The organism is Streptomyces sp. NPDC127092, from assembly GCF_042722475.1.
Classification (GTDB): domain Bacteria; phylum Actinomycetota; class Actinomycetes; order Streptomycetales; family Streptomycetaceae; genus Streptomyces.
This window is the reverse complement of record NZ_JBHXFE010000051.1, coordinates 1-21,215: the sequence shown is the minus strand read 5'-3', so window position 1 is coordinate 21,215 and position 21,215 is coordinate 1. Positions and strand designations below refer to the sequence as shown.

Genomic DNA, 21,215 nt, shown 5'->3' with positions numbered 1-21,215 from the left:
GACCGGCACCGGCACCGCCGGTGCGTACCCGCAGGACCCGGTGCTCGCCGCGCTCGGCGGGCTCGGCGCGGGCGTGGACTGCTCCGGCCTGCGCAGTCTGTCCCTGGAGGGCCCGTCCGTGCTGTGGCTGGTCGTGCACGGCAGCCTCGACCTGTTCGCGGTGGACGCGGCGCACGCCGGGGCCTGGCACTTCCTCGGCCGGGTCGGCACCGGCGCGCTGCTGCTCGGTCCCGCCGAGGGCCCTCGGCACACCCTGGTCGGCCGCCCTTCCGCGGAGTGCCTGCTGCGCCGCGTCGAACTGCGCGAGCTGCACCGGCCGGAGCCGGCGGCGTACGGGGGCGGCGAGTACGGCGCCGGGGACGCCGCCTGGCAGGGACCGCAGGGCTGGCAGGGACAGCAGGGCTGGTACGGGGCCGGCGCGCCGGCCGCGAGCCCGCTGGAGGACGCCTTCGCGCTCGGCGTGGGCCGCGGCCTGCGCGTCCTCTACGAGGCCCCGCTCGACGACCGGACCGGCGAGCAGGGCACCGTCACGGACGACGAGGTCATGTGGATGCGGGTCCCTCCGGGGAGCCTGGCGTACGGCGCGGTGTACGAGGCGGCCGCGGTCGGCACCCTGCTCGTGGACGCGGCGCTGTGGCAGGGCATGGTGGAGCAGCAGTACCGGCTGCTGTACGCCCTGGACGACTGGATCGAGGCGCGGGAGCGGGCGCAGGAGGACCGTACGGCGGCCGGTCTCGCGGCGGGCCGGGCGGCCGGCAGCGAGGCGGACCGGACGCTGCTCGCCGCCCTCGGCCGGCACGGCGGGCGGACCCGCGGCGGGGGCGACGCCGACGCCACGCTCGCCGTGTGCCGGCTCGTCGCGGCGGACGCCCGCATCGCGCTGCCGGAGACGGTCGCCGGTACTTCGACGGCCGGTGACGAGCGGCTCGACCCGGTGGAGCGGATCGCGCTCGCCGCGCGGGTCCGCACCCGCGAGGTCGCGCTGCGCGGGCGCTGGTGGCGCGAGAATGCAGGGCCTCTGGTGGGCCGCCGGGAGCCGGACGGGGCGCCGGTGGCGCTGCTGTGGCGGCGCGGCCGCTACGTGGCGGTCGACCGGCCCGGTGGGCGGCACGAGCGGATCGGCGCCGACGCGGCCGCCGGGTTCGAGGACCGGGCGGTGATGTTCTACCGGCCGCTGCCGGAGGGCCGGCTCGGCCTGGTACGGCTGCTGCGGTTCTGCGCCCGCGGCACCCGCCAGGAGGTGCGGGACCTGATGCTCGCCGGTCTGGTGTCGGTGGTCCTCGGCGCCACGGTGCCGCTGGCGACCGGCCGGATCCTGGGCAGCTACGTGCCGGCCGGCGAGAGCGGCCTGATCGTGCGGACGGCGCTGGCGCTGGTCGCGGCGGCCGTGGTGTCGGCCGCGTTCATGCTGCTGCAGAACGTGGCCCTGCTCCGGATGGAGGGCCGGATCGAGGCCACGCTCCAGCCGGCCGTCTGGGACCGGCTGCTGCGGCTGCCGACGACCTTCTTCACCGGCCGCTCGACCGGTGAGCTCGCCAACGCGGCCCTCGGCATCGGAGTCATCCGCCGCATGCTGTCCGGCGTGGCCCCCGTCTGTCTCCAGGCGGGCGCGGTCGGCGCGGTGAACCTCGTGCTCCTGCTCACGCACAGCGTGCGGCTGGCGCTCGTGGCCCTCGCGATGCTGCTCGTGGTCGGGGCGGTGCTGCTCGGCCTCGGGCTGTGGCAGCTGCGCCACCAGCGGCGGCTCGTCGAGCTGGGCAACCGGCTCGACAACCAGGCCTTCCAGACCCTGCGGGGCCTGCCCAAGCTGCGGGTCGCGGCGGCCGAGAGCTTCGCCTACGCGGCCTGGGCACGGGAGTTCGCCCGGACCCGGGTGCTGCAGCAGCGGGCCGGCCGGATCCAGAACGCCGTCACGGTCATCGGCGCGGTGTGCCTGCCGCTGTGCACCCTGGTGATGTTCGTGCTGCTCGCCGGTCCCGCCCGGGGCACGATGTCGGCGGCCGGCTTCCTCACCTTCTCCACGGCGCTGACGATGCTGCTCGCCTCGGTCACCCAGCTGACCGGTGCGTTCCTGTCGGTCGCCGCCGTGCTGCCCGTGTTCGAGCAGGTCGAGCCGATCCTTCGGGAGGCGCCCGAGGTGCGGGGAGGGGCGGCCCGCCCGGGCGTGCTGAGCGGCGCGATCGAGGCCCGGCAGCTGTCGTACCGGTACGGCAAGGACGGTCCGCTGGTGCTCGACGGCGTCGATCTCACCGTCGGCGCCGGGGAGTTCGTGGCGGTGGTGGGGCCGAGCGGCTGTGGCAAGTCGACGCTGCTGCGGCTGCTCATCGGTTTCGACCGGCCCACGGAGGGAGTGGTGCGGTACGACGGCCAGGACCTGGCCGCGCTCGACCAGGCGGCGGTGCGCCGCCAGTGCGGCGTGGTCCTGCAGCACGCCCAGCCGCTCACCGGCTCGATCCTGGACTGCGTGCGCGGCGCGGAGGCGTACACGCTGGAGGAGGTCTGGGAGGCCGTCGCGCTCGCCGGTCTCGCCGAGGACGTGCGGGCGATGCCTATGGGTCTGCACACGATGCTCTCCGACGGCGGCGGCACCGTCTCGGGCGGGCAGCGCCAGCGGCTGATGATCGCCCAGGCCCTGATCCGCAGGCCGCGGATCCTGTTCCTCGACGAGGCGACGAGCGCGCTCGACAACGAGGCCCAGCGGGTGGTCATCGAGTCCACCCGGGCGCTGCGGGCGACCCGGGTCGTGATCGCCCACCGTCTGTCGACGGTGATGGGCGCCGACCGGGTCGTGGTGATGGCCGAGGGCCGGGTCGTGCAGCAGGGCACTCCGGCCGAGCTCCTGGCGGACCCGGCCGGCCCGTTCCACGAGCTGGCCCGCCGCCAGCTGGCCTGACCGGAGGCTAGCGGTCAGCGCACGCCGCGCGGGCGGAACTGGACGCTGATTCGGGGGCCGACGGCGCGGGTGGTCTTCGGTACGGCGTGTTCCCAGGTGCGCTGGCAGGAGCCGCCCATGACCAGCAGGTCGCCGTGACCGGACGGCAGCCGGAGGGCGACGGGCCCGCCGCCGCGCGGGCGGAAGGCGAGGTCGCGCGGGTCGCCGAGGGCGAGGATCGCCACCATCGTGTCGTGGGTCGCGGAACGGCCGGTGCGGTCGCCGTGCCAGGCGACGCTGTCGCGGCCGTCGCGGTAGAGGCAGAGGCCGGCCGTGGCGAAGGGCTCGCCCAGCTCCCTGGCGTAGTGGGCGCCGAGCGCGTCGCGGGCCTCGGTGAGCGCCGGGTGCGGGAGCGGGACGCCCTCCCCGTAATGGGCGAGCAGCCGCGGGACGGCGACCACGTTGTCGTACATGCGCCGTTCCTCGGCCTGCCAGGGCACCTTCGCGGCCAGTTCCTCGAACAGCGCGTCCGCGCCGTGGAGCCAGCCGGGCAGATGGTCGACCCAGGCGCCGTCGCCGAGCTCGGTGCGCCGGATGCCGTCCAGGGGACCGGGTCCGATGTCGGTGCCCTGGTCGAAGAGGGAGCCCTGGAAGGCGGTGATGCCGGGTCGTGCCGCTGTCATGGAACCAGCGTAGACGATGAACCGAACACGTGAGCGATTCACCGGGGAGGTCAGTGCGGCAGCAGGTGCCGGTAGCTCCGCGGGTCGGCCGCGAGGAAGTCCGCGAAGGCCTGCGGCGGGTGCCCGGTCAGGGAGCGGACGTCGTCGGACACGTCGTCCATCTCGCCGGCCGCCACCGCCTCGTACGAGGTGACCCAGCCCTCCACCTGCCAGTCGGGCGCCTCGTAGCCGGCGCGCGAGGCGTAGGCCTGGTCCCGGGTCTCGGGCACGTAGGTGACCGTGCGCCCGCTCGCCACGGTCAGCGCGGCGGCGACCTCGGCGAAGCTCAGCGCCTCGGGACCGGTCATGTCGTACGTGGCGCCGTCGTGCTCGTGCCCCGTGGCGCGCAGCACCGCCGCGGCCGACTCGGCGACGTCGTCGTGGGTGACGGCACCCACCCGGCCGTCACCGGCGGGGCCGCGCAGCACGCCGTCGGGCGACGCCATCGCGGCCAGGTCCGCCTGGTAGGTGCTGTCGCGCAGGAAGGTGAAGGTCACGCCGGTGGAGCGGATGTGCTGCTCGGTGTGCCAGTGGTCGCGGGCGAAGGTGAAGGTGGCGTGCGGCGCGGCGTTCAGGTACGAGAGGTAGACGATCCGCCGCACCCCGGCGACGACGGCCGCGTCCACCACGGTGGCGTGCGTCCTGACCCGGCCCGGCCCCTCGTGCGCCGAGACGAGGAAGAGCGTGTCCACGCCGTCGAGCACGGCCCGCATGCCGCCGGCGTCGTCGTAGGACGCCGTCCTCGTGTCATCGGTCGGCAGCCGGTCGAGTTTCGCCCGGTCGCGGCCCAGCGCGCGCACCGGCGCGCCGGCCTCGGCGAGCAGTCCGGTGACGCGCCGGCCGATCCGGCCGGTCGCTCCGGCGACCGCGACGAGTGCGCTCATGCGGTGCTCATTTCTCGACGAAGAGCAGGTCCTCCGCGGCATGGGTCATGAGGACCGTCCCGCCGTTGACCACCTTGACCACGTTGTGCAGACCGACCAGCTCGCCGGGGCTCGGGGTGGGTCCCAGGATGCGGAACGCGTCCATGTTCCCGCCCAGGTACGCCGGGAAGCAGTCCAGGGTGGTGTATCCCAGGGACAGGTACTCCTTCAGGCGGCGGAAGAGCTTCGGGAGGATGACCGCGTCCTGGGTGATCGAGGTCATGTCGACGACCTTGACTCCTCTGAGGGTCGCGTCGACCGTCTCGCCGTTCGCGTCGCGCTTCCACACGCCCTTCCCGGGTGCCGTCTTCGCCTGCAGGGCCGCCTCGGCGAGCACCTCGCGCAGGTCCCTGGGCAGGCCGGCGTAGAACGTGGGGTAGGCGAGACCCTCCGCCAGCATGTGGTGGTTGGCCGTCTCCCGCACGAGCTTGTCGCGCACGTCGAGTTCGTAGCCGCTGGCCCCCGGCGGGGCGCCCCTGCCCACGAGCGCCACACAGCGCCCGAAGATGTCGGTGCCGCGGGTGAGGATGAAGCCCGGGACCCGGTCGGGGGTCGCGGTGATGTTCTCGACGCCGGGGTGCTGGGGGTCGGGAACGCGCCGGATGTCGCGGAAGCCGAGCCACTCCAGCAGCGCGTTCGTGGCGGCGTCGCCCAATTCCCTCGGCTGTCGCTCCACTTCTCCGTAGACGCCGTCGTAGTGGGTCTCCAGCGCGTCGACGCCTTCGAGGCGGACGTTGACCCGGCCCTCCCGCGTGGGCTGCGGCTTCCTGCACCCGCCGACGAGCTTCCACTCGCCCACGTAGTCGGGAACGAACGGCAGCGTGTCACCGTCGGGGCTGGTACGGCCGGAGAGATGGAACGATCCCTTGATCAGCAGCATGGGCATGGTCGCTCCCGAGATCGCGGCGTTCGCGGCGTTCGCGGCATGGAAGGGAACCGGCTCCCTTCCATGCTGCGTCGGCCCCGGCGCGACCGCCATCGGAGCGGCGCCCGTCAGCCCGGCGACAGGGTGTACGTACGGGACGAGGTGTAGAAGTCCAGTGCGGCCCGGCCCTGTTCGCGCGGCCCGTAGCCGGAGGCCTTGGCACCGCCGAACGGGAGGTGGAAGTCGACTCCGGTGGTCGGTGCGTTGATCCGGACCATGCCGGTGTCGAGCCGGTCGAGCCCGTCCAGGGCGGCGGTCAGGTCCGCGGTGTGGACCGAGGTGACCAGTCCGTAGCGCGCGGCGTTGGTGATCCGCACGGCGTGGTCCAGGTCGCGTGCGGACAGCAGGACCGCGACGGGCCCGAAGACCTCCTCGCGCAGCAGCCGGTGGCCGGGAGCGGCCTTCTCGACCAGGGTCGGCGCCGCGTACCAGCCGGTGCGGTCCGGGACGGTGCCGCCAGCGAGCACGGAGAGCCCCTGCCAGGCCGCCTGCGTCTCGGCGCGGGCGGCCTCGGAGATGAGCGGGCCGCACACGGTGGCCGGGTCGCCGGGGTCGCCGACCGGGAGGGCCCGCAGGGCCTCGGCCAGGGCCTCGCGCAGCGGGTCGATCGCCCCGCCGACGGCGACGACGCGGCTGGTGGCGGTGCACTTCTGGCCCGCGTATCCGGCGACGGAGGCGGCGATCTGCGCCGCCGCCCGCGGGATGTCGGCGTCCGGGAGGACGATCGCCGCGTTGAGGCCGCCCATCTCGGCCTGCACGGGGATGCCTCGGGCGGTCGCGGTGCGCACGACGTCGCGGCCGACGGCGGAGGAACCCGTGAAGGAGACGACGTCGGCGGCGGAGACGAGCGCGCCGCCCTCGGTGGCGCCGCCGGGCACGACGGTGAACACGCCGTCGGGCAGCGCCTGTCGGACGAGTTCGGCGAGCCGCAGGGCACAGGCCGTGGCTTCGGGAGCGGGCTTGAGGACGACGGCGTTCCCGGCGGCGAGGGCGGGCGCCGCCTTCCAACTGGGAATGGCGAAGGGGAAGTTCCAGGGCGTAACGAGCCCGGCCACGCCGTGCGGGCGGCGCCGGGTGAGCAGCAGGCCCGGGCCGCTCGCCGTCTCGTGGACGGCGCCGGTGGACTCGTAGGGGGCCTGGGCGTAGTAGCGCCAGAGGGCGACGGTGCGGGCGAGTTCGGCGCGGGCCTCCGTGACCGGCTTGCCGACCTCCCGTACGGCGAGCTCGGCGAGTTCGGTGCTCGCGGCCTCGATCGCGGTGGCGACCGCGCCGAGGGCGGCCGAGCGGGCGGCGGCCCCGCCGTGTGCCCAGCCGGGCTGGGCGGCCCGGGCCCGCTCGACGGCGTCCGCCGCGGCGAAGGCTCCGGGAGCCGGGATGTCGACGAGACGGTCGGCCGGGTCGGCGGGGTTGCGGGAGATGACGGTCATGCGTCGAACCTTCTCTGTCGTGTCCGAGGGCTTGCGCAGTACAATTTCACATTACTATGTTACGGGTCACATTTTTGGCCACGCCCTGCTGCGCGGCCGACCGAACCGCCCACCCCGGAGTGACTCCTGATGGACCAGCACAAGCGAAACGCCCTCGCCGTCGCCCTCGTGACAGCCCTCTCCCTCGGCGCGGCCGGCTGCTCCGGCGGCGGCACCGGCCCCGCGGCCGGCCCCGGGCGCACCGGCGCCAACCCGGCAACCGGAAACCTCGGCAAGGTCGTCGGCGGCACGCCCGCGAAGGGCGGCACCCTCACCGTGCTGTCCAACCAGGACTTCACGCACCTCGACCCCGCCCGCAACTGGGTGATGGGCGACATGGACTTCGGCACCCGGCTGCTCTACCGCACCCTCGTCACGTACAAGGCCGAACCCGGCACCAAGGGCGGCGAGCTGACCCCCGACCTCGCCGAGGACCTGGGCACCTCCTCCAACGGGGCCAAGACCTGGACCTTCCGCCTGAAGAAGGGCCTCAAGTACGAGGACGGCTCCCCCGTCACCGCGCAGGACGTCAAGTACAACGTGGAGCGGTCCTTCTCCCCCGACCTCCCCGGCGGCCCCGACTACGCGGCCCGCTACCTCGCCGGGGCCGAGGGCTACCAGGGCCCGGCCGGCGGCAAGCACCTGGACTCCGTCAGGACGCCCGACGACCGCACGATCGTCTTCGAACTGCGCAAGCCCTTCGCCGAGTTCCCCTACGCGACGGTGCTCCCCACCTTCGCCCCCGTGCCCAAGGCCCAGGACAAGGGCCCCCAGTACGACAACCGCCCGTTCTCCTCCGGCCCGTACAAGATCGAGTCGTACGCCCGCGACAAGCAGCTCGTCCTGGTCCGCAACCCGCACTGGGACCCGGCGACGGACGGCGTGCGCAAGGCCTACCCGGACCGGATCGTCGTCACCATGGGCCTCAAGGGCAACCAGATCGACGACCGGCTGGTGACCGGATCCGGCGCCGACGCCTCCGCCGTGCCCTGGGTCAAGCTCCGCCCCGAGAGCACACCCAAGGTCCTCACCAAGCCCGAGGTCCGGGCGCGCCTCCTCGCCGAGTCCACCAACTGCACCGAGATGGTGCAGATGCACACCGGCCGCGCGCCCTTCGACGACGTGAAGGTCCGTCAGGCCGTGCAGTACGCCCTCGACCGGCAGGCCGTCCTCACCGCGTCCGGCGGTCCGGCGCTCAACGACCCCGCCACCGCCCTCATGCCCGGCTCCCTCTTCACCGGCGGCAAGCAGCCCGACACCCTCAAGATCCCGCCGACCGGTGACGTGACGAAGGCCCGGCAGCTCCTCAAGGAGGCCGGCAGGCCCGACGGCTTCTCCACCAGCATCACCGTCTCCACCGGCGACAAGGCCGTCGCCGAGGCCGTCCAGCAGTCCCTCGGCCGGGCCGGCATCAAGGTGGTCATCGAGACCGTCGACCCGTCCGCCTTCTACGACACCATCGGCGACACCAAGAACCGCACCGACCTCACCTACACCGGCTGGTGCCCCGACTACCCCTCCGGCTCCACCTTCCTCCCCTTCGTCTTCGACGGCCGCTACATCAAGGAGAAGGGCAACTCCGGCAACCACTCCCTGTTCCGCGACGACGCCACGATGAAGCGGATGGACGAGATCGCAGCGATGACCGACGCCGCCCAGGCCAACAAGGCCTGGCAGGAGCTCGACGGACAGATCCTGGCCAAGGCCCCCACCGCGCCCGTCGTCGTCGAGCGCATGCCGCTCCTCGTCGGCCCGAACATCGCGGGCGCCTTCGGGCACACCTCCTTCGGCGGCCAGCTCGACTACGCGACGGTCGGCCTCAAGGACCCGTCCAAGAGCGGGAGCTGATCCCGTCCATGTCCACCGTCTCCGCATCACCGGACACGGCGAAGGAGCGCCCGGAGGCCGGGGCCGCCGCGGGCGGCAGCCCCTGGCGGCTCGCCCTGGCCGAGCTGCGCCGCCGCACCTCCGCCGTCGTCGCCCTCGCCGTCGTCGCCCTCTTCGCCCTGATCGCCGTCGCCGCCCCGCTGCTCAGCCGGCTGGGCGGCTGGCGCCCCGACGAGTTCGACGCGTCGGCCGTCGACCCGTACCTCGGCGGACTGCCGATCGGGCCGCTCGGCGGGATCTCCGCCGAGCACTGGCTCGGCGTCGAGCCGGTCACCGGCCGCGACCTGTTCGCCCGGGTCGTGCACGGCGCCCAGGTCTCGCTGCTCATCGCCTTCGCGGCGACCGCCATCGTGGTCGTCGCGGGCGTCGCGGCAGGCGTCGCCGCCGGCTACTTCGGCGGACGCACCGACACCGTCCTGTCCCGGCTCATGGACCTCACCATGTCCTTCCCCTCCCTCATCTTCATGATCGCGATGATGTCCGTGGCCAGGGACGTCAACCGGATCCTGCTGATGGTGCTGGTCATCGGCCTCTTCGGCTGGCCCGGCATCGCCCGGATCGTGCGCGGCCAGACGCTCTCGCTCAAACACCGCGAGTACGTCGACGCGGCCCGGGTGAGCGGCGCCTCCGACTGGCGCATCCTCACCCGGGAGGTGCTGCCGGGCGTCGCGGGCCCGGTGATCGCCTACACCACCCTGATCGTGCCCGGGATGATCGCCACCGAGGCCGCCCTCAGCTACCTCGGCGTCGGCGTGCGCCCGCCGACGCCGTCCTGGGGCCAGATGATCGCCGAGAGCGTCGCCTTCTACGACACCGACCCCATGTACTTCGCGGTGCCGAGCCTGTGTCTCTTCCTCACCGTCCTCGCCTTCACCCTGCTCGGCGACGCGCTGCGGGACGTCTTCGACCCCCGGGGAGGCCGGTCGTGATCCTCTACCTCGGCCGCCGGCTGCTCGGGGTGCTCGGCGTGCTCCTCGCCGTCGCCGCCATCACCTTCCTCATCTTCTACGTCCTGCCCTCCGACCCGGCCGCCGCGGCCTGCGGCAAGTCGTGCAGCACCGAACGGCTCGCCGCGATCCGCGCCCACATGGGCCTGGACCAGCCGCTGTGGCGGCAGTTCGGCGACTTCGTGACCGGCGTCTTCACCGGACGCACGGTCGGCAGCGGCCCGTACGCACTGGACTGCGCCTTCCCGTGCCTGGGCTACTCGTACGAGAACAGCCAGCCGGTCTGGGACCTGCTCGTCGACCGGCTCCCGGTCTCCGCCTCGCTCGCCGTCGGCGCGGCCGTGATCTGGCTGGCGCTCGGCCTCGGAGCGGGCGTGACCGCGGCCCTGCGCAAGGACACGCTCACCGACCGGGCCCTGATGGTCGGCGCGGTCGCCGCCGCCTCCCTGCCCGTCTACTTCACCTCCGTGATGCTCATCTACGGGCTGATCCGGGTGACCGGGCTGCTGCCCTACCCGCAGTACGTGCCGTTCGGCACCGACCCCCTCTCCTGGGCGTCGAACCTGCTGCTGCCCTGGCTGGCGCTGGCGGTCCTCTACGCGGCCATGTACGCCCGGCAGAGCCGTAGTTCGATGATCGAGTCGATGGCGGAGCCGTACATCCGCACCGCCCGGGCCAAGGGCCTGCCGCGGCGGACCGTGGTGGTCAAGCACGGACTGCGGGCCGCCATGACCCCGATCCTCACCATCTTCGGCATGGACCTCGGCGGACTGCTCGCGGGCGCCGTGATCACCGAGTCCATCTTCGGACTGCCGGGCGTCGGACGGCTCTTCTACGGGGCGCTCGCCACCGGCGACCAGCCGGTGATCCTCGGGGTGACGCTGCTCGCCGCCACCTTCATCGTCGTCGCCAACCTGTGCGTCGACCTGCTGTACGCCGTCGTCGACCCGCGTGTGAGGTACTGATGCCCGAGGCCGAACCCCTTCTGTCGGTCCGCGACCTCACGGTCGAGTTCCCGACCCGGCACGGCCCGGTGCGCGCCGTGGACGGGCTCTCCTTCGACGTGCCGCGCGGCCGGACCCTCGGCATCGTCGGCGAGTCCGGCTCCGGCAAGTCGGTCACCTCGCTGGCGGTGATGGGCCTGCACACCGGTGCCCGGGTGTCCGGCTCGATCGTCCTCGACGGGCGCGAGCTGGTCGGCCTCCCGGAGCGGGAGCTGAACCGGCTGCGCGGCCGGCGGATGGCGATGGTCTTCCAGGACCCGCTGTCCAGCCTCCACCCGTACTTCACGGTGGGCGAGCAGATCGCCGAGCACCACCGGGTGCACTTCGGCTCCCGCCGCGCGGTCGCCCGGCGGCTCGCCGTCGACGCGCTCGCCGAGGTCGGCATCCCGGAGCCGCGGCGGCGGGCCGGCGAGTATCCGCACCAGTTCTCCGGCGGCATGCGGCAACGGGTGATGATCGCGACGGCGCTGGTCTGCGAGCCCGAGCTGCTGATCGCCGACGAGCCGACGACGGCGCTCGACGTCACCGTGCAGGCCCAGATCCTGGAGCTCGTCGCCCGCGTCCAGGAGGAGCGCGGGCTCGCCGTCGTGATGATCACCCACGACCTCGGGGTGGTGGCCCGGGTCGCCCACGAGGTCCTGGTGATGTACGGCGGCCGCGCGGCCGAACGCGCTCCGGTGGACGGCCTGTTCGGCTCGCCCGCGCACCCGTACACCCGGGGCCTGCTCGACTCGCTGCCGCGGCTCGACGACCGGGACGACGCCCCGCTGCGGGCCATCCCGGGCTCCCCGCCGTCCCTGCTCACCCCCGCCCCGGGCTGCGCCTTCGCGCCCCGCTGCCCCCGGCCGGCCCTCGGCACGGACGAGGAGCGGGCCCGCTGCGAGGGCGAGCGCCCGCCGCTCGCCGGCCCGGCCGCCCATCCGGCGGCCTGTCACTTCCCCGCGTACGGAGGCGTCGCGTCATGAGCACCACCCCTCTCCTCTCGGTCCGCGACCTCACGATGACCTTTCCGGGCCGCGGCCCGCGCGCCGCGCGGGTCCGGGCCGTCGACGGCGTCTCCTTCGACATCGCGCCCGGCGAGACCCTGGGCCTGGTCGGGGAGTCGGGCTGCGGCAAGTCGACGACCGGGCGGATGATCGTCCGGCTGCTCGAACCGACCTCCGGCTCCGTGACGTACGACGGGCGGGACATCACCCGGCTTCCGCAGCGCGCCCTGAAGCCGCTGCGGCGTGAGCTCCAGATGGTCTTCCAGGATCCGCACTCCTCGCTGAACCCGCGCCGGACGGTGGCCCGGATCATCTCCGACCCGCTGCTCGTGCACGGGAGTTCGGCGGCCGAGGCGCGGCGGCGGGCGGCCGAGCTGATGGAGCTGGTGGGTCTGATCCCGGAGCATCTGGACCGTCATCCGCACGAGTTCTCCGGCGGCCAGGCCCAGCGCATCGGCATCGCCCGGGCCCTGGCGACGGGACCGCGCCTGGTCGTGGCCGACGAGCCGGTCTCGGCGCTCGACGTCTCCGTGCAGGCGCAGATCGTGAACCTGATGGAGCGGCTGCAGGCCGAGCTGGGCCTCGCGTACCTCTTCGTCGCCCACGACCTGTCGGTGGTGAAACGGGTCTGCGACCGGGTGGCCGTGATGTACCTGGGCCGGATCGTGGAGATCGGTCCGAAGGACCGGGTGTACGGCGATCCCGCGCACCCGTACACCCGGGCGCTGCTCTCGGCGGTGCCGCTGCCCGACCCGGCGGCGGAGCGGGCCCGGGAGCGGATCGTGCTGGCCGGCGACCCGCCGAGCCCGGCCGCGCCGCCTCCGGGCTGCACCTTCCACCCGCGCTGCCCGAAGGCCCGGGACGTGTGCCGGAAGGAGCCTCCCCCGCTGCGGATCACCGCGGCGGGGGAGGCGAGGGAGGTGGCCTGCCACTTCCCGGAGACGGGCCCGGCCCCGGGAGACGGAGCCCGTGGGCAGGACGCGTCCGGCGGGTCGGGGCGAGACACCCCCTAGGCCTTTCCTCGGGGGCCGGGTCCGCGACGCCTAGCCGGTGAACCCGGCGGTGATCCGCGTGAACTCCCAGTCGGGCTGGGCGATGCCCGAGCAGGTCTCGGTCACGCCGCCGCCGGCGCAGCCGCGGTCCCGGTTGACGGACCAGAAGGCCAGCCGGGCGATGTGGTGACCGTTCGCCCAGTCGCGGATCCGCGTCCAGGTCTCCGTGGTGGTGACCTCCTGCTGGTCGGAGAGGCCGTTCATGCCGGAGATGCCGATGTGGGCGTAGGCGGTGGCGTCGTCCCAGCCGTAGACGGACTTCAGCTTGTTCTTCAGGCCCTCGGCGGCGCTGACCGTGTTGCCGTACATGTCGGCGCCGCCGCCGAAGTCGAAGGGCATGACGGTGAAGACGTCGATGTCCGCGTTCAGCGCCTTGGACTGCTCGATGAGCCGGTTGCCCCAGGAGGTCGGGCCGGTGGTCGAGGTGCCGAAGGTGAGGATGGTCCGCAGACCGGGGTTGTTCGCCTTGACGATCTTCAGGGCGCCCAGGATCCGGTCCTGGACGGCCGCGTTCTCGAACTCGTCGGTGTTCTCGATGTCGACGTCGATGGACTTCAGTCCGTAGGCGTCGATGACCTTCTGGTAGGCGCCCGCGAGGGCCTCCGGGGTCGAGCAGTTGGGGCCGAGCTTGTTGCCCGACCAGCCGCCGACGGACGGGACGATGTCGCCGCCGGCGGCCCGGATCGCGCTGATGGTGGACTGGTCGACGCCGCCGGTGAGCGGGCGCTGCCCGTCCCAGGCCGGGTTGCAGCCGCCGGAGGAGAGGATGAAGGCCATGGTGAAGGTCCTGATGCCGGTGGCGTTCATCACCGTGGCCGGGGCGGGCGGGTTGCCCCAGCCGAGGTAGAGGTAGGGCGCGGCCTGCTTGAAGCCGGTGCCGCCTCCTGTCTGGGTGGTGGCGGTGACGGCGCTGGAGGCCGGGGAGACGTTGCCGGCGGCGTCGCGGGCCTTGACGGTGAAGGTGTAGGCGGTGCCCGCGGCGAGCCCGCCGACGGTGGTGCCGGTGCCGGTCACGGTGCTGACCCTGGTGGCGCCCTGGTAGACGTCGTAGCCGGTGACGCCGACGTTGTCGGTGGCGGCCGTCCAGGACAGCGACACGCTGGACGAGGTCGTGCCGGTGGCCCGGAGGCCGGTGGGTGCGGTCGGCGCCTGCGTGTCGGTGCCGCCGCCGGGGCCGTCGAGGCTGATGTCGTCGGCGTAGTAGGTGCCCTGGCCGTACCAGCCGTGGGTGTAGACCGTCGCACTGGTCTGCGACGCGCCGGTGGTGAAGCGCAGCGAGAGCTGCTGGTACGAGGGCGCGGACGCGGTCCAGGTCGAGGTGCCGCCGTCGACGCCGAGGTAGACGTAGTTTCCGCGCACCCAGCCGGACAGGGTGTAGGTCGTGTTGGGCTGGACGGCGACGGTCTGGGAGCACTTGGCGTGGTCGGAGGCGCTCGCGGCGCCGGCCAGTGCCTTGGTGCCGCTGTGCACGGGGCTGGAGACGACCGAGCCGAGGCCGCCGGAGCAGGTCCAGCCGGTCAGGCCGCCGGATTCGAAGCCGGGGTCGGTCAGCAGGTTGGCGGCCTGGGCGGGGGTGGGAAGGGCGACCAGGGCCGCCGCGCCGAGGAGCGACGCGCCGAGCGACGCCACCAGGCGGTTGCGGATGAGCACCGTACCTCCATGGGGGGGGTTGAGGAGGGGAAGCGGTCACAGATTGGACTGGACCAATGTCCCCGTCAAGCCCCCCTGGTGAAACCTCAGTTGGTGGCGGGTCGCAGCCGGTCGATGGGGTGCGTGTTCACGTAGTCCGCCAGGGTGTCGTCCTTGAACGCCTGCCACAGGGCGGTGCAGCGGGCCCGGTCGAGGTGGACCACCGACTGTCCGCGCTCCGTGCCGGTGCCCTTCACGGGCGCGTTCATGAAGGTCATGTCGCCGGCCCTCACCTCCCGCATGTTCCAGACCAGTTCGCGCATCTCGCCGTCGCCGAACCGCTCGTCGACGGAGACGGTCTCGGTGAAGATGTCGAGGGTTTCCTTCAGCCGCATCGGGTCGGTGAGCGACGCGGAGCCCATCACCTTCTCCAGGACCGTGCGCAGGTAGTTCTGCTGGCGGTGCGTCCGGTCGAAGTCGCCGTTGGGAAGGTTCTTCCGTTCCCCCACGTAGTCCAGGGCCTGCTCGCCGTTCATGTGCCGGCGCTCCCCGTCGGACATGATGATGTCGACGCCGCCGACGGCGTCGGTGAGCTTGCGGAAGCCGTTCCAGTCGATGACGGCGAAGTGGTCGACACGGACGTCGGTCAGCCGCTGCACCGTGTCGATGAGCAGCGGCGGGCCGCCCCACGAGAAGGCCGCGTTGAGCTTCGCCTTGCCGCGGCCGGGAATGTCCACCCAGGAGTCGCGCGGCAGCGACACCACGTAGGCGGCGGAGTGGTCGTCCGGGATGTGCACCAGCATCATCGCGTCGCTGCGCTGGTCGCCGTACTTCCACAGCCTGCCCTTGGCGTCGCTGCCGGTCGTGGGCACCTCCGACCGCGAGTCGAGGCCCACGAGGAGGAAGTTCCGGCCGCCCTTGGACGCGGCGGGCACCGGGGCGTCGGTCGGGAAGGTCTGCGGGATCCGCTGCACCCGGCCCGTGTAGTGCTGGTACGCCCAGTAGCCCGCGCCGGCGGTCAGCAGCACCGCCCCGACCAGCAGAGCGAGCGCGCCGACCAGCACCGTCCGCGCCCTGGGCCGCCGACGGCGCGGACGCGGCCGGTCACCACGGTCGGCGTCGTCGGCGCCACCAGTGTCGTCGCCGTCGTCGGCGTCATCCTCGTCGACGGCGGCGCCGGTGGTGGTGCCGTCGGTGGTGCCGTCCTCCTCCTGGAGCTCCTCGTCGCCGGCCCTGCCCGGCACGCCACGCGTACTCATCTGCTACGGCTCCCCCCTCCGCGGCCCCCGCCCCGGATCACCCCACCGCGCCCCGACTCGCCGCGCCGGGCGCGCACTTCAGGCCACCAGGATGCCGAAGATCGGCCGCTCGCGCGACGGATCGGCCAGGACCGGCGACAACGACCCCGGCACCGCAGCGGTCAGCTGAAAGATCCCCGCCCCGCACCGAGATCGTCACGGCGCGGGGCGAGACACGGGCCTCGGTTCTCGGACAGGCCCTAGCCGGTCACGGTGATCTGCTGGGCGGGGTCCGTGGTGTCGGTGATCTGGTAGGTGGCGGTGAACGTGGCCGACTGGTTGCCGGTCGGGCACAGGAAGCCGCCGGTGACGGTGGCCGGGACGGGAGCGCCGCTGATGGCGAGCGCGGACGGCGCGCCGTTGGTCCAGGTGCCGTTGACGGCGGTTGGCCCGGCGGGCGAGGCGGTGATGGTGCAGGACGCGAAGCCGCTGGTCTTGAGCACGACGCCGCCCTTGGGGATGGTGAACCCGCCGGTGGCCGGAGCACCGTTCTGGGCGGAGAGCGTCCAGGCGCCGTTCGTGGAGTTGGCGGTGACGGTCACGCTGACACCGGTGATGCTCGTCGAGCAGCCGCTGAAGGTGGGCGGGTTGATGGTGGCGGAGACGGGGCCGGCGTCGTTGTGGTTGGCGGGCGCGGCGGGGACCTGGTTGTTCGCGCCGGTCGTCGGCACTGAGGCGGAGACCGTGCAGGTCATGGTGGTGGAGCCGGCCACGAAGGTGGCCTTTCCGGTGAGTTTGGCGGCGAAGGAGTGACCGGCGGGAAGCAGTGTGGTCGAGGCCGCCTGGGTGCCGGTGCCGCCGAGGGTGAGCGCGGTGGCCGCGGCGAGACCGGTCGCGGCGAAGAGCAGCTTGGACATGGGGATCTCCTCGGTTTCGGAGTGTGGGGAGCGAGGAGGTGCGGATACGCGGTGCTGCGGTACGCGGTGCGTGGACGCGGTGCCTCTGCGCGCGGGCTGACGGGTGGGGGGTACGCGCAAAGTGACTTGAGAGTAGAACCGGCCGGTAGTCGTGTACAGGCATCATTCCGGCCACTACTGACAACCCGTCAAGAGCACCTCCGCCGCGTCGCGCCCGACGGGTCGGCCCCAGGTGGGCGTTGGTGCCACCCCCGGAGCGGAGCCTCGTCCGGGGGCGGCGGCGAGCGGCGATATCGGCGCACGACGCTCGGACACGGGATCCGGGAGCCCCCACGGCTCCCGTTCGGAAACGATCCCGACCCACATGATCTTGCCGTGCCTTCCCCCGGTTCCTCGATCTTCACGCGCGAAACCGCACGATCCGGCGAAGCCCCCGCCGCGCCTTGACGCCGCGAGCCCACCGGCGCGCGCCCCCTCCCCCACCCCCCAGCACCCCGCCGCACCCCCGCCGACCCCCGCCGCCGATCCGTAACTACCCGTTCGCCGCAGGGTGGTTGACGCTCGGCGAGCCCGGCTGCGAAGGTGACCCGCCCCCACCTCAAGGAGTTGACGTGCACCTGACCTCTGCGCCGGGGCGCCGCCGGACGGCGCTCGCCGCCATCCTGTGCGCCCTCGCCCTCGTCGTCGGCGTCCCGGCCACCGCCCACGCCGCCGTGCTCCCGCCGCTGCCGCAGAACGCCGACGGCCTCGAGCAGACCTTCGCCCCCGCGTACGACTTCGACACCGACGGCTGCTACATGACGGCCGCCATCGGCTCCGACGGGACCCTCAACCCCGGCCTCAAGCTCGGCGGCACGGTCAGCGGTCAGTGCCACGACCCCGCCCAGCTGGCCTCGGCCAACAGCTACTCCCGCGCGAAGTGCAACAACGGCTGGTGCGCCGTCGTCTACGCCGGCTACTACGAGAAGGACCAGGCGACGTGGGGCCCCCTCGCGATCGGGCACACCCACGACTGGGAACACGTCGTCGTGTGGACCAGCGGGAACGAGGTCCAGTACGTGTCGGTCTCGCAGCACAGCGGCTACCAGGTGGCCGCCCGCTCCTCGGTGCGCTTCGACGGCACCCACCCCAAGATCGTCTACCACAAGGACGGGCTCTCCACCCACTGCTACCGCTTCGCCAACTCCACCGACGAGCAGATCGAGAACTCCACCGGCGGCTGGTTCCACCCGCGGCTCGTCGGCTGGAACGGCTACCCGACGGGCCTGCGGGAGAAGCTGACGGGCGCTGACTTCGGTTCGGCCACCCTCAAGATCCGGGACTCCGACTTCGCCTCCGCGCTGTCCCGCGCCAAGCCGGCGGGCATCCCCTTCGACCCGAACGCCTGAGCCCGCACGCCTGCCCCTCCTTCGGTCCGTCCTTCCCGTCCGTCACGGCGTCCGAATCCGGCCTCCTCCCGAAAGACCTGGTCCGCGGGTTGGCGATACTGGGAGACCCACGGATCGAGGCGAGAAGGAGGGCCGGGTGGAGTTCCGCCTGCTCGGGACGGTGGCGATCACTTCCGAGGCGGGTGAGCTGCCGCTCGGCCCCGCCAAACGGCGCAGCGTGCTCGCCGCGCTGCTGCTGCGCGCGAACGCGGTCGTGCCCGTCGACCGGCTGATCGACACCCTCTGGGCCGAGTGCCCGCCGGCCCGCGCCCGCACGGTGGTCCAGGGACACGTCTCCCGGCTCCGGGCGCTGTTCGAGCAGGGCGGCGCGGGCGAGTACGGGGTGGAGCTCGCGACCCGCTCCCAGGCCTACGAGCTGCGGATGCCGGACGAGCTCCTCGACACCCACCGGTTCGAGGAGCTCGTCCAGCTCGCGGGCCATCAGAAGCACCCGGGCGACGCGGTCCTGATGCTCCGCGAGGCCCTGGCCCTGTGGCGGGGTCCTGCCCTGACCGGCACGGTGGCGAGCGAGCCGCTGCTGGTGGCGGCGCACGCCCTCGAAGAGACCCGGCTGGTCGCGGTCGAGCAGCTGGCGGCGGCGTACGGCCGGCTCGGCGAGCACACCAGGGCGGCGGCGGTGCTCCGCGCCGAGGCCGCCGCCAACCCGCTGCGCGAGTCCCTCACGGCCGCCCTCATGCTGTCCCTCTACCGGACGGGCCACCAGTCCGACGCCCTGGACTGCTACCACCGCACCCGCACCCTGCTCGCCGACGAACTGGGCGTCGACCCGGGACCGGCCCTCCGCGCCGCCTACGAGGCCGTCCTGCGCGGAGGCATACCCGGGGTGATACGCGGCGCATCACCGGGGCTGGTGACGGACGGGGGGTCGGGCGCGGTTTCGGGCGCGGTGGCGGGGGCGCCGATGGGCGCGGGGCAGGGCCTGGTGCCCGACGCGGGGCCGGGCGGGGGACCAGACGCCTCCCGCCGTACGCCCGCCGGCCACGCCGACGGCGGCGGTGACGGCGACAGCGACAGCGACGGCGACGGCGACATCGAGGACGGCAACGGCCACGGCGTCAGGCAGAGGCGTGGCCAGGCCGGCTCCGAAGCCTTCCCGACCGGCGAGATCGCGCCCTTCACGGCTCTGGCCGGCGCCGGTGCCGGCTCCGCGGTGCTGCCCGCGCCCGACCTGCTGCCCCGTACACCGCGCGGGTTCATGGGGCGCGAGCGGGAACTCACGGCGCTCGACGCGGCGGTCGACACCGCACGGGTCGCGATCGTGACCGGGCCGGCGGGCGTCGGGAAGACCGCGCTCGCCCTGCACTGGGCGCACCTTCGGGCGGACCGGTTCGAGGACGGCGTGCTCTACGCCGACCTGCGCGGTTTCAGTCCCGACGACGGGCTCGACGCCCCTGACGTGCTGCGCGAGTTCCTGCTCGCGCTCGGTGTGCCGCCGCGGCGGGTGCCGGAGTCGCCCACGGCCGCCGCCGCGCTCTACCGGTCGCTGACCGAGGACCGGGCCGTGCTCGTCGTCCTGGACAACGTGCGCGGTGCCGAGGAGGCGAGGCCGCTGCTGCCCGCCGGGGCCCGCGGCGCGGCCGTCGTGACCTCGCGGCTGCGGCTCGGCGGCCTCGTGGTGAGCGAGCTGGCCCGGCCGGTGCCGCTCGGCGTCCTCGGGCTCGACGAGTCGGCGGCGCTGCTCGCGGCGGCGGTGGGGGCCGACCGGGTGACCGCCGAACCGGCCGCCGCGCACCGGCTGGCCGCGCTCTGCGACGGCCTGCCGCTGGCTCTGCGGGTCACCGCCGCCCAGCTGGCCGCCCGCCCGCACTGGCGGCTCGCCGACCTGGCCGCCGAACTCGCCGACGAGCAGCGGCGGCTGGCCCTGCTGTCGGTGGACGGTTCCGGGGGCGGCGAGGGCCAGGGGGTGCCGGCCGCGCTGCGGCTCACCGTGCAGGGGCTGCCGGACGAGGCGGCCCTGCTGTTCCGTCAGTTGGGGGCGCTGCCGGGGCAGGACCTCGACCGGCACGCGGCGGCGGCGCTGCTCGACCGGCCGCCGGCGGTCGCCGCCGAGGCGTTGGACCGGCTCTGCGACGCGCATCTGCTCACCGAGTACGCGCCGGGCCGGCACACGCTGCACGACCTCGTACGGCTCTACGCCCGCGGGCTCCGCCCGAACGAGGAGGCGCTGCTGCGCCTGCTCGACCACTACACGCTGACCGCGATGGCCGCGGCGCGCGCCGCCGAGCCCGACGACCTGCCGTGCTGCGCCGTGCCGCCGGACGTGCGCGGGCCCGCCGCGACCCCGCACTTCGCGGGCCGTGACGCGGCGCTGCTCTGGTACGCGGCCGAGCGCGACAACCTCGCCGCGGCGGTCGCCGCCGCCCGTGCGACGGGCCGTCACGACCGAGCCTGGCGGCTCGCGCTGCTCCAGTGGCCGTACATGCTGTGGAACGGCCACGACGGCTGGGTGCCGCTCCTGGAGGCCGCCGTCGACTCGGCCGCGCGCGAGGACGATCCGGACGCCGAGTCCCGGGCCCGGGCGCTGCTCGGCTGGCTGCTCACCCAGGACGGACGGATCCCCGAGGCCCTGGCGCACCTGCGTCTGGCACCGGAACTGGCCGCCCGCGCGGGCGACGTGTCCAGCGAGGCGACCGCGCTGGTCAATCTCGCGGTGGCGCTCGACACGACCGGTGTGACCCCGGAGTCCCTGGCGCACACCGCCCGCGCCGCCGCGCTCGTACGGGACGGCGGTGACGTGATCACCGAGCTGCTGGCCCTGGAGCACCGCTCCCGGCAGCTGCTCGCGGCGGGCGATCCGTCCGGTGCGCTCGCCTGCGCCCACCAGGGCCTCACGATCGACGGTGACACCGTCAACGGCCTCCTGGGCCTCCGGCACGGCATGCTGACGGCCACGGCGGGCGCGGCCCTGCTCGCCCTGGGCCGCACCGCCGAGGCGGAACTCACCCTGACGAAGGCACGGGAACTGGGCCTGACCCACACCCACCAGGAGACCGTGCACCGCGCGGAGACCCACCTGCGGCTCCTCCGCACCCCGGAGCCGGCGGCGCGCCGGGGTGCGGGCGGCGGGGGTCGTCCGGACGCCGGTCCGCCGGACCGGCCCGAGATCGCCTAGGCCGTTTCTTTCGGATCAGGGCCGGATAGGCCGCGGCGTCTGGTGCGGTGCATCGCAAGGCGCCGGAGCGTCGCGATAGCGGAGCTA

15 protein-coding genes are annotated in these 21,215 nt (G+C 73.7%); 8 read left to right on the top strand and 7 right to left on the bottom strand.

What is annotated here, in order from left to right; genetic code table 11:
- The first annotated feature begins 40 nt into the window (after positions 1-40).
- The gene (locus tag ACFWJO_RS31800; protein ID WP_386870830.1) at positions 41-2,893 is read left to right on the top strand and encodes an NHLP bacteriocin export ABC transporter permease/ATPase subunit; all 2,853 of its coding nucleotides are present in this window, start codon (positions 41-43) and stop codon (positions 2,891-2,893) included.
- 14 nt (positions 2,894-2,907) lie between these two features.
- Here ACFWJO_RS31800 and ACFWJO_RS31795 read toward each other — a convergent pair whose 3' ends face one another.
- The 4 genes from ACFWJO_RS31795 to ACFWJO_RS31780 all read right to left on the bottom strand — a co-directional run bounded on the left by ACFWJO_RS31795 (position 2,908) and on the right by ACFWJO_RS31780 (position 6,869).
- Positions 2,908-3,555, bottom strand: a complete 648-nt coding sequence (locus ACFWJO_RS31795; RefSeq protein WP_385688957.1) for an alpha-ketoglutarate-dependent dioxygenase AlkB — start codon at positions 3,553-3,555, stop codon at positions 2,908-2,910.
- Positions 3,556-3,605: 50 nt separating this feature from the next.
- Positions 3,606-4,478 carry an SDR family oxidoreductase gene (locus ACFWJO_RS31790; RefSeq protein WP_386870761.1) on the bottom strand — a complete coding sequence of 291 codons (873 nt, stop codon included), beginning with the start codon at positions 4,476-4,478 and terminating at the stop codon, positions 3,606-3,608.
- 7 nt (positions 4,479-4,485) lie between these two features.
- Positions 4,486-5,403: a thermonuclease family protein gene (locus tag ACFWJO_RS31785; RefSeq protein WP_386870759.1), complete on the bottom strand. Its 918-nt coding sequence runs from the start codon at positions 5,401-5,403 to the stop codon at positions 4,486-4,488.
- Positions 5,404-5,510: 107 nt separating this feature from the next.
- Complete coding sequence (locus tag ACFWJO_RS31780) at positions 5,511-6,869, bottom strand: aldehyde dehydrogenase family protein (protein WP_386870757.1); 1,359 nt, start codon at positions 6,867-6,869, stop codon at positions 5,511-5,513.
- A gap of 129 nt (positions 6,870-6,998) precedes the next feature.
- Between ACFWJO_RS31780 and ACFWJO_RS31775 the strand changes: the two genes are divergently transcribed.
- The 5 genes from ACFWJO_RS31775 to ACFWJO_RS31755 are packed head-to-tail and all read left to right on the top strand — an operon-like array spanning position 6,999 to position 12,745.
- On the top strand, positions 6,999-8,756 hold the full coding sequence (locus ACFWJO_RS31775; RefSeq protein WP_386870756.1) for an ABC transporter substrate-binding protein: 1,758 nt from the start codon (positions 6,999-7,001) through the stop codon (positions 8,754-8,756).
- Between the two features lie 8 nt (positions 8,757-8,764).
- Positions 8,765-9,724, top strand: coding sequence for an ABC transporter permease (locus ACFWJO_RS31770; RefSeq protein ID WP_386870754.1), 960 nt, complete (start codon positions 8,765-8,767; stop codon positions 9,722-9,724).
- Positions 9,721-10,707: an ABC transporter permease gene (locus ACFWJO_RS31765; protein ID WP_386870752.1), complete on the top strand. Its 987-nt coding sequence runs from the start codon at positions 9,721-9,723 to the stop codon at positions 10,705-10,707. Before ACFWJO_RS31770 ends, ACFWJO_RS31765 begins: the two co-directional genes overlap by 4 nt.
- Positions 10,707-11,711, top strand: coding sequence for an ABC transporter ATP-binding protein (locus tag ACFWJO_RS31760; protein ID WP_386870750.1), 1,005 nt, complete (start codon positions 10,707-10,709; stop codon positions 11,709-11,711). Before ACFWJO_RS31765 ends, ACFWJO_RS31760 begins: the two co-directional genes overlap by 1 nt.
- Complete coding sequence (locus ACFWJO_RS31755) at positions 11,708-12,745, top strand: ABC transporter ATP-binding protein (protein WP_386870748.1); 1,038 nt, start codon at positions 11,708-11,710, stop codon at positions 12,743-12,745. Before ACFWJO_RS31760 ends, ACFWJO_RS31755 begins: the two co-directional genes overlap by 4 nt.
- A gap of 30 nt (positions 12,746-12,775) precedes the next feature.
- Here ACFWJO_RS31755 and ACFWJO_RS31750 read toward each other — a convergent pair whose 3' ends face one another.
- From ACFWJO_RS31750 to ACFWJO_RS31740, 3 genes are all read right to left on the bottom strand, one after another.
- Entirely contained in the window at positions 12,776-14,434 is a 1,659-nt protein-coding gene (locus ACFWJO_RS31750) for a carbohydrate binding domain-containing protein (RefSeq protein ID WP_386870746.1), read from the bottom strand.
- An 86-nt stretch (positions 14,435-14,520) separates the two neighbouring features.
- Positions 14,521-15,672, bottom strand: coding sequence for an LCP family protein (locus ACFWJO_RS31745; protein WP_386870744.1), 1,152 nt, complete (start codon positions 15,670-15,672; stop codon positions 14,521-14,523).
- 239 nt (positions 15,673-15,911) lie between these two features.
- The gene (locus tag ACFWJO_RS31740) at positions 15,912-16,568 is read right to left on the bottom strand and encodes a hypothetical protein (protein ID WP_384407250.1); all 657 of its coding nucleotides are present in this window, start codon (positions 16,566-16,568) and stop codon (positions 15,912-15,914) included.
- 611 nt (positions 16,569-17,179) lie between these two features.
- On the opposite strand from ACFWJO_RS31740, the gene ACFWJO_RS31735 reads away from it, so the two are divergent.
- A complete protein-coding gene (locus tag ACFWJO_RS31735) occupies positions 17,180-17,956 on the top strand; it encodes an NPP1 family protein (protein ID WP_386870742.1) in 777 nt (258 codons plus the stop codon).
- A 136-nt stretch (positions 17,957-18,092) separates the two neighbouring features.
- Positions 18,093-21,128, top strand: a complete 3,036-nt coding sequence (locus tag ACFWJO_RS31730; protein WP_386870740.1) for a BTAD domain-containing putative transcriptional regulator — start codon at positions 18,093-18,095, stop codon at positions 21,126-21,128.
- Positions 21,129-21,215 lie beyond the last annotated feature (87 nt).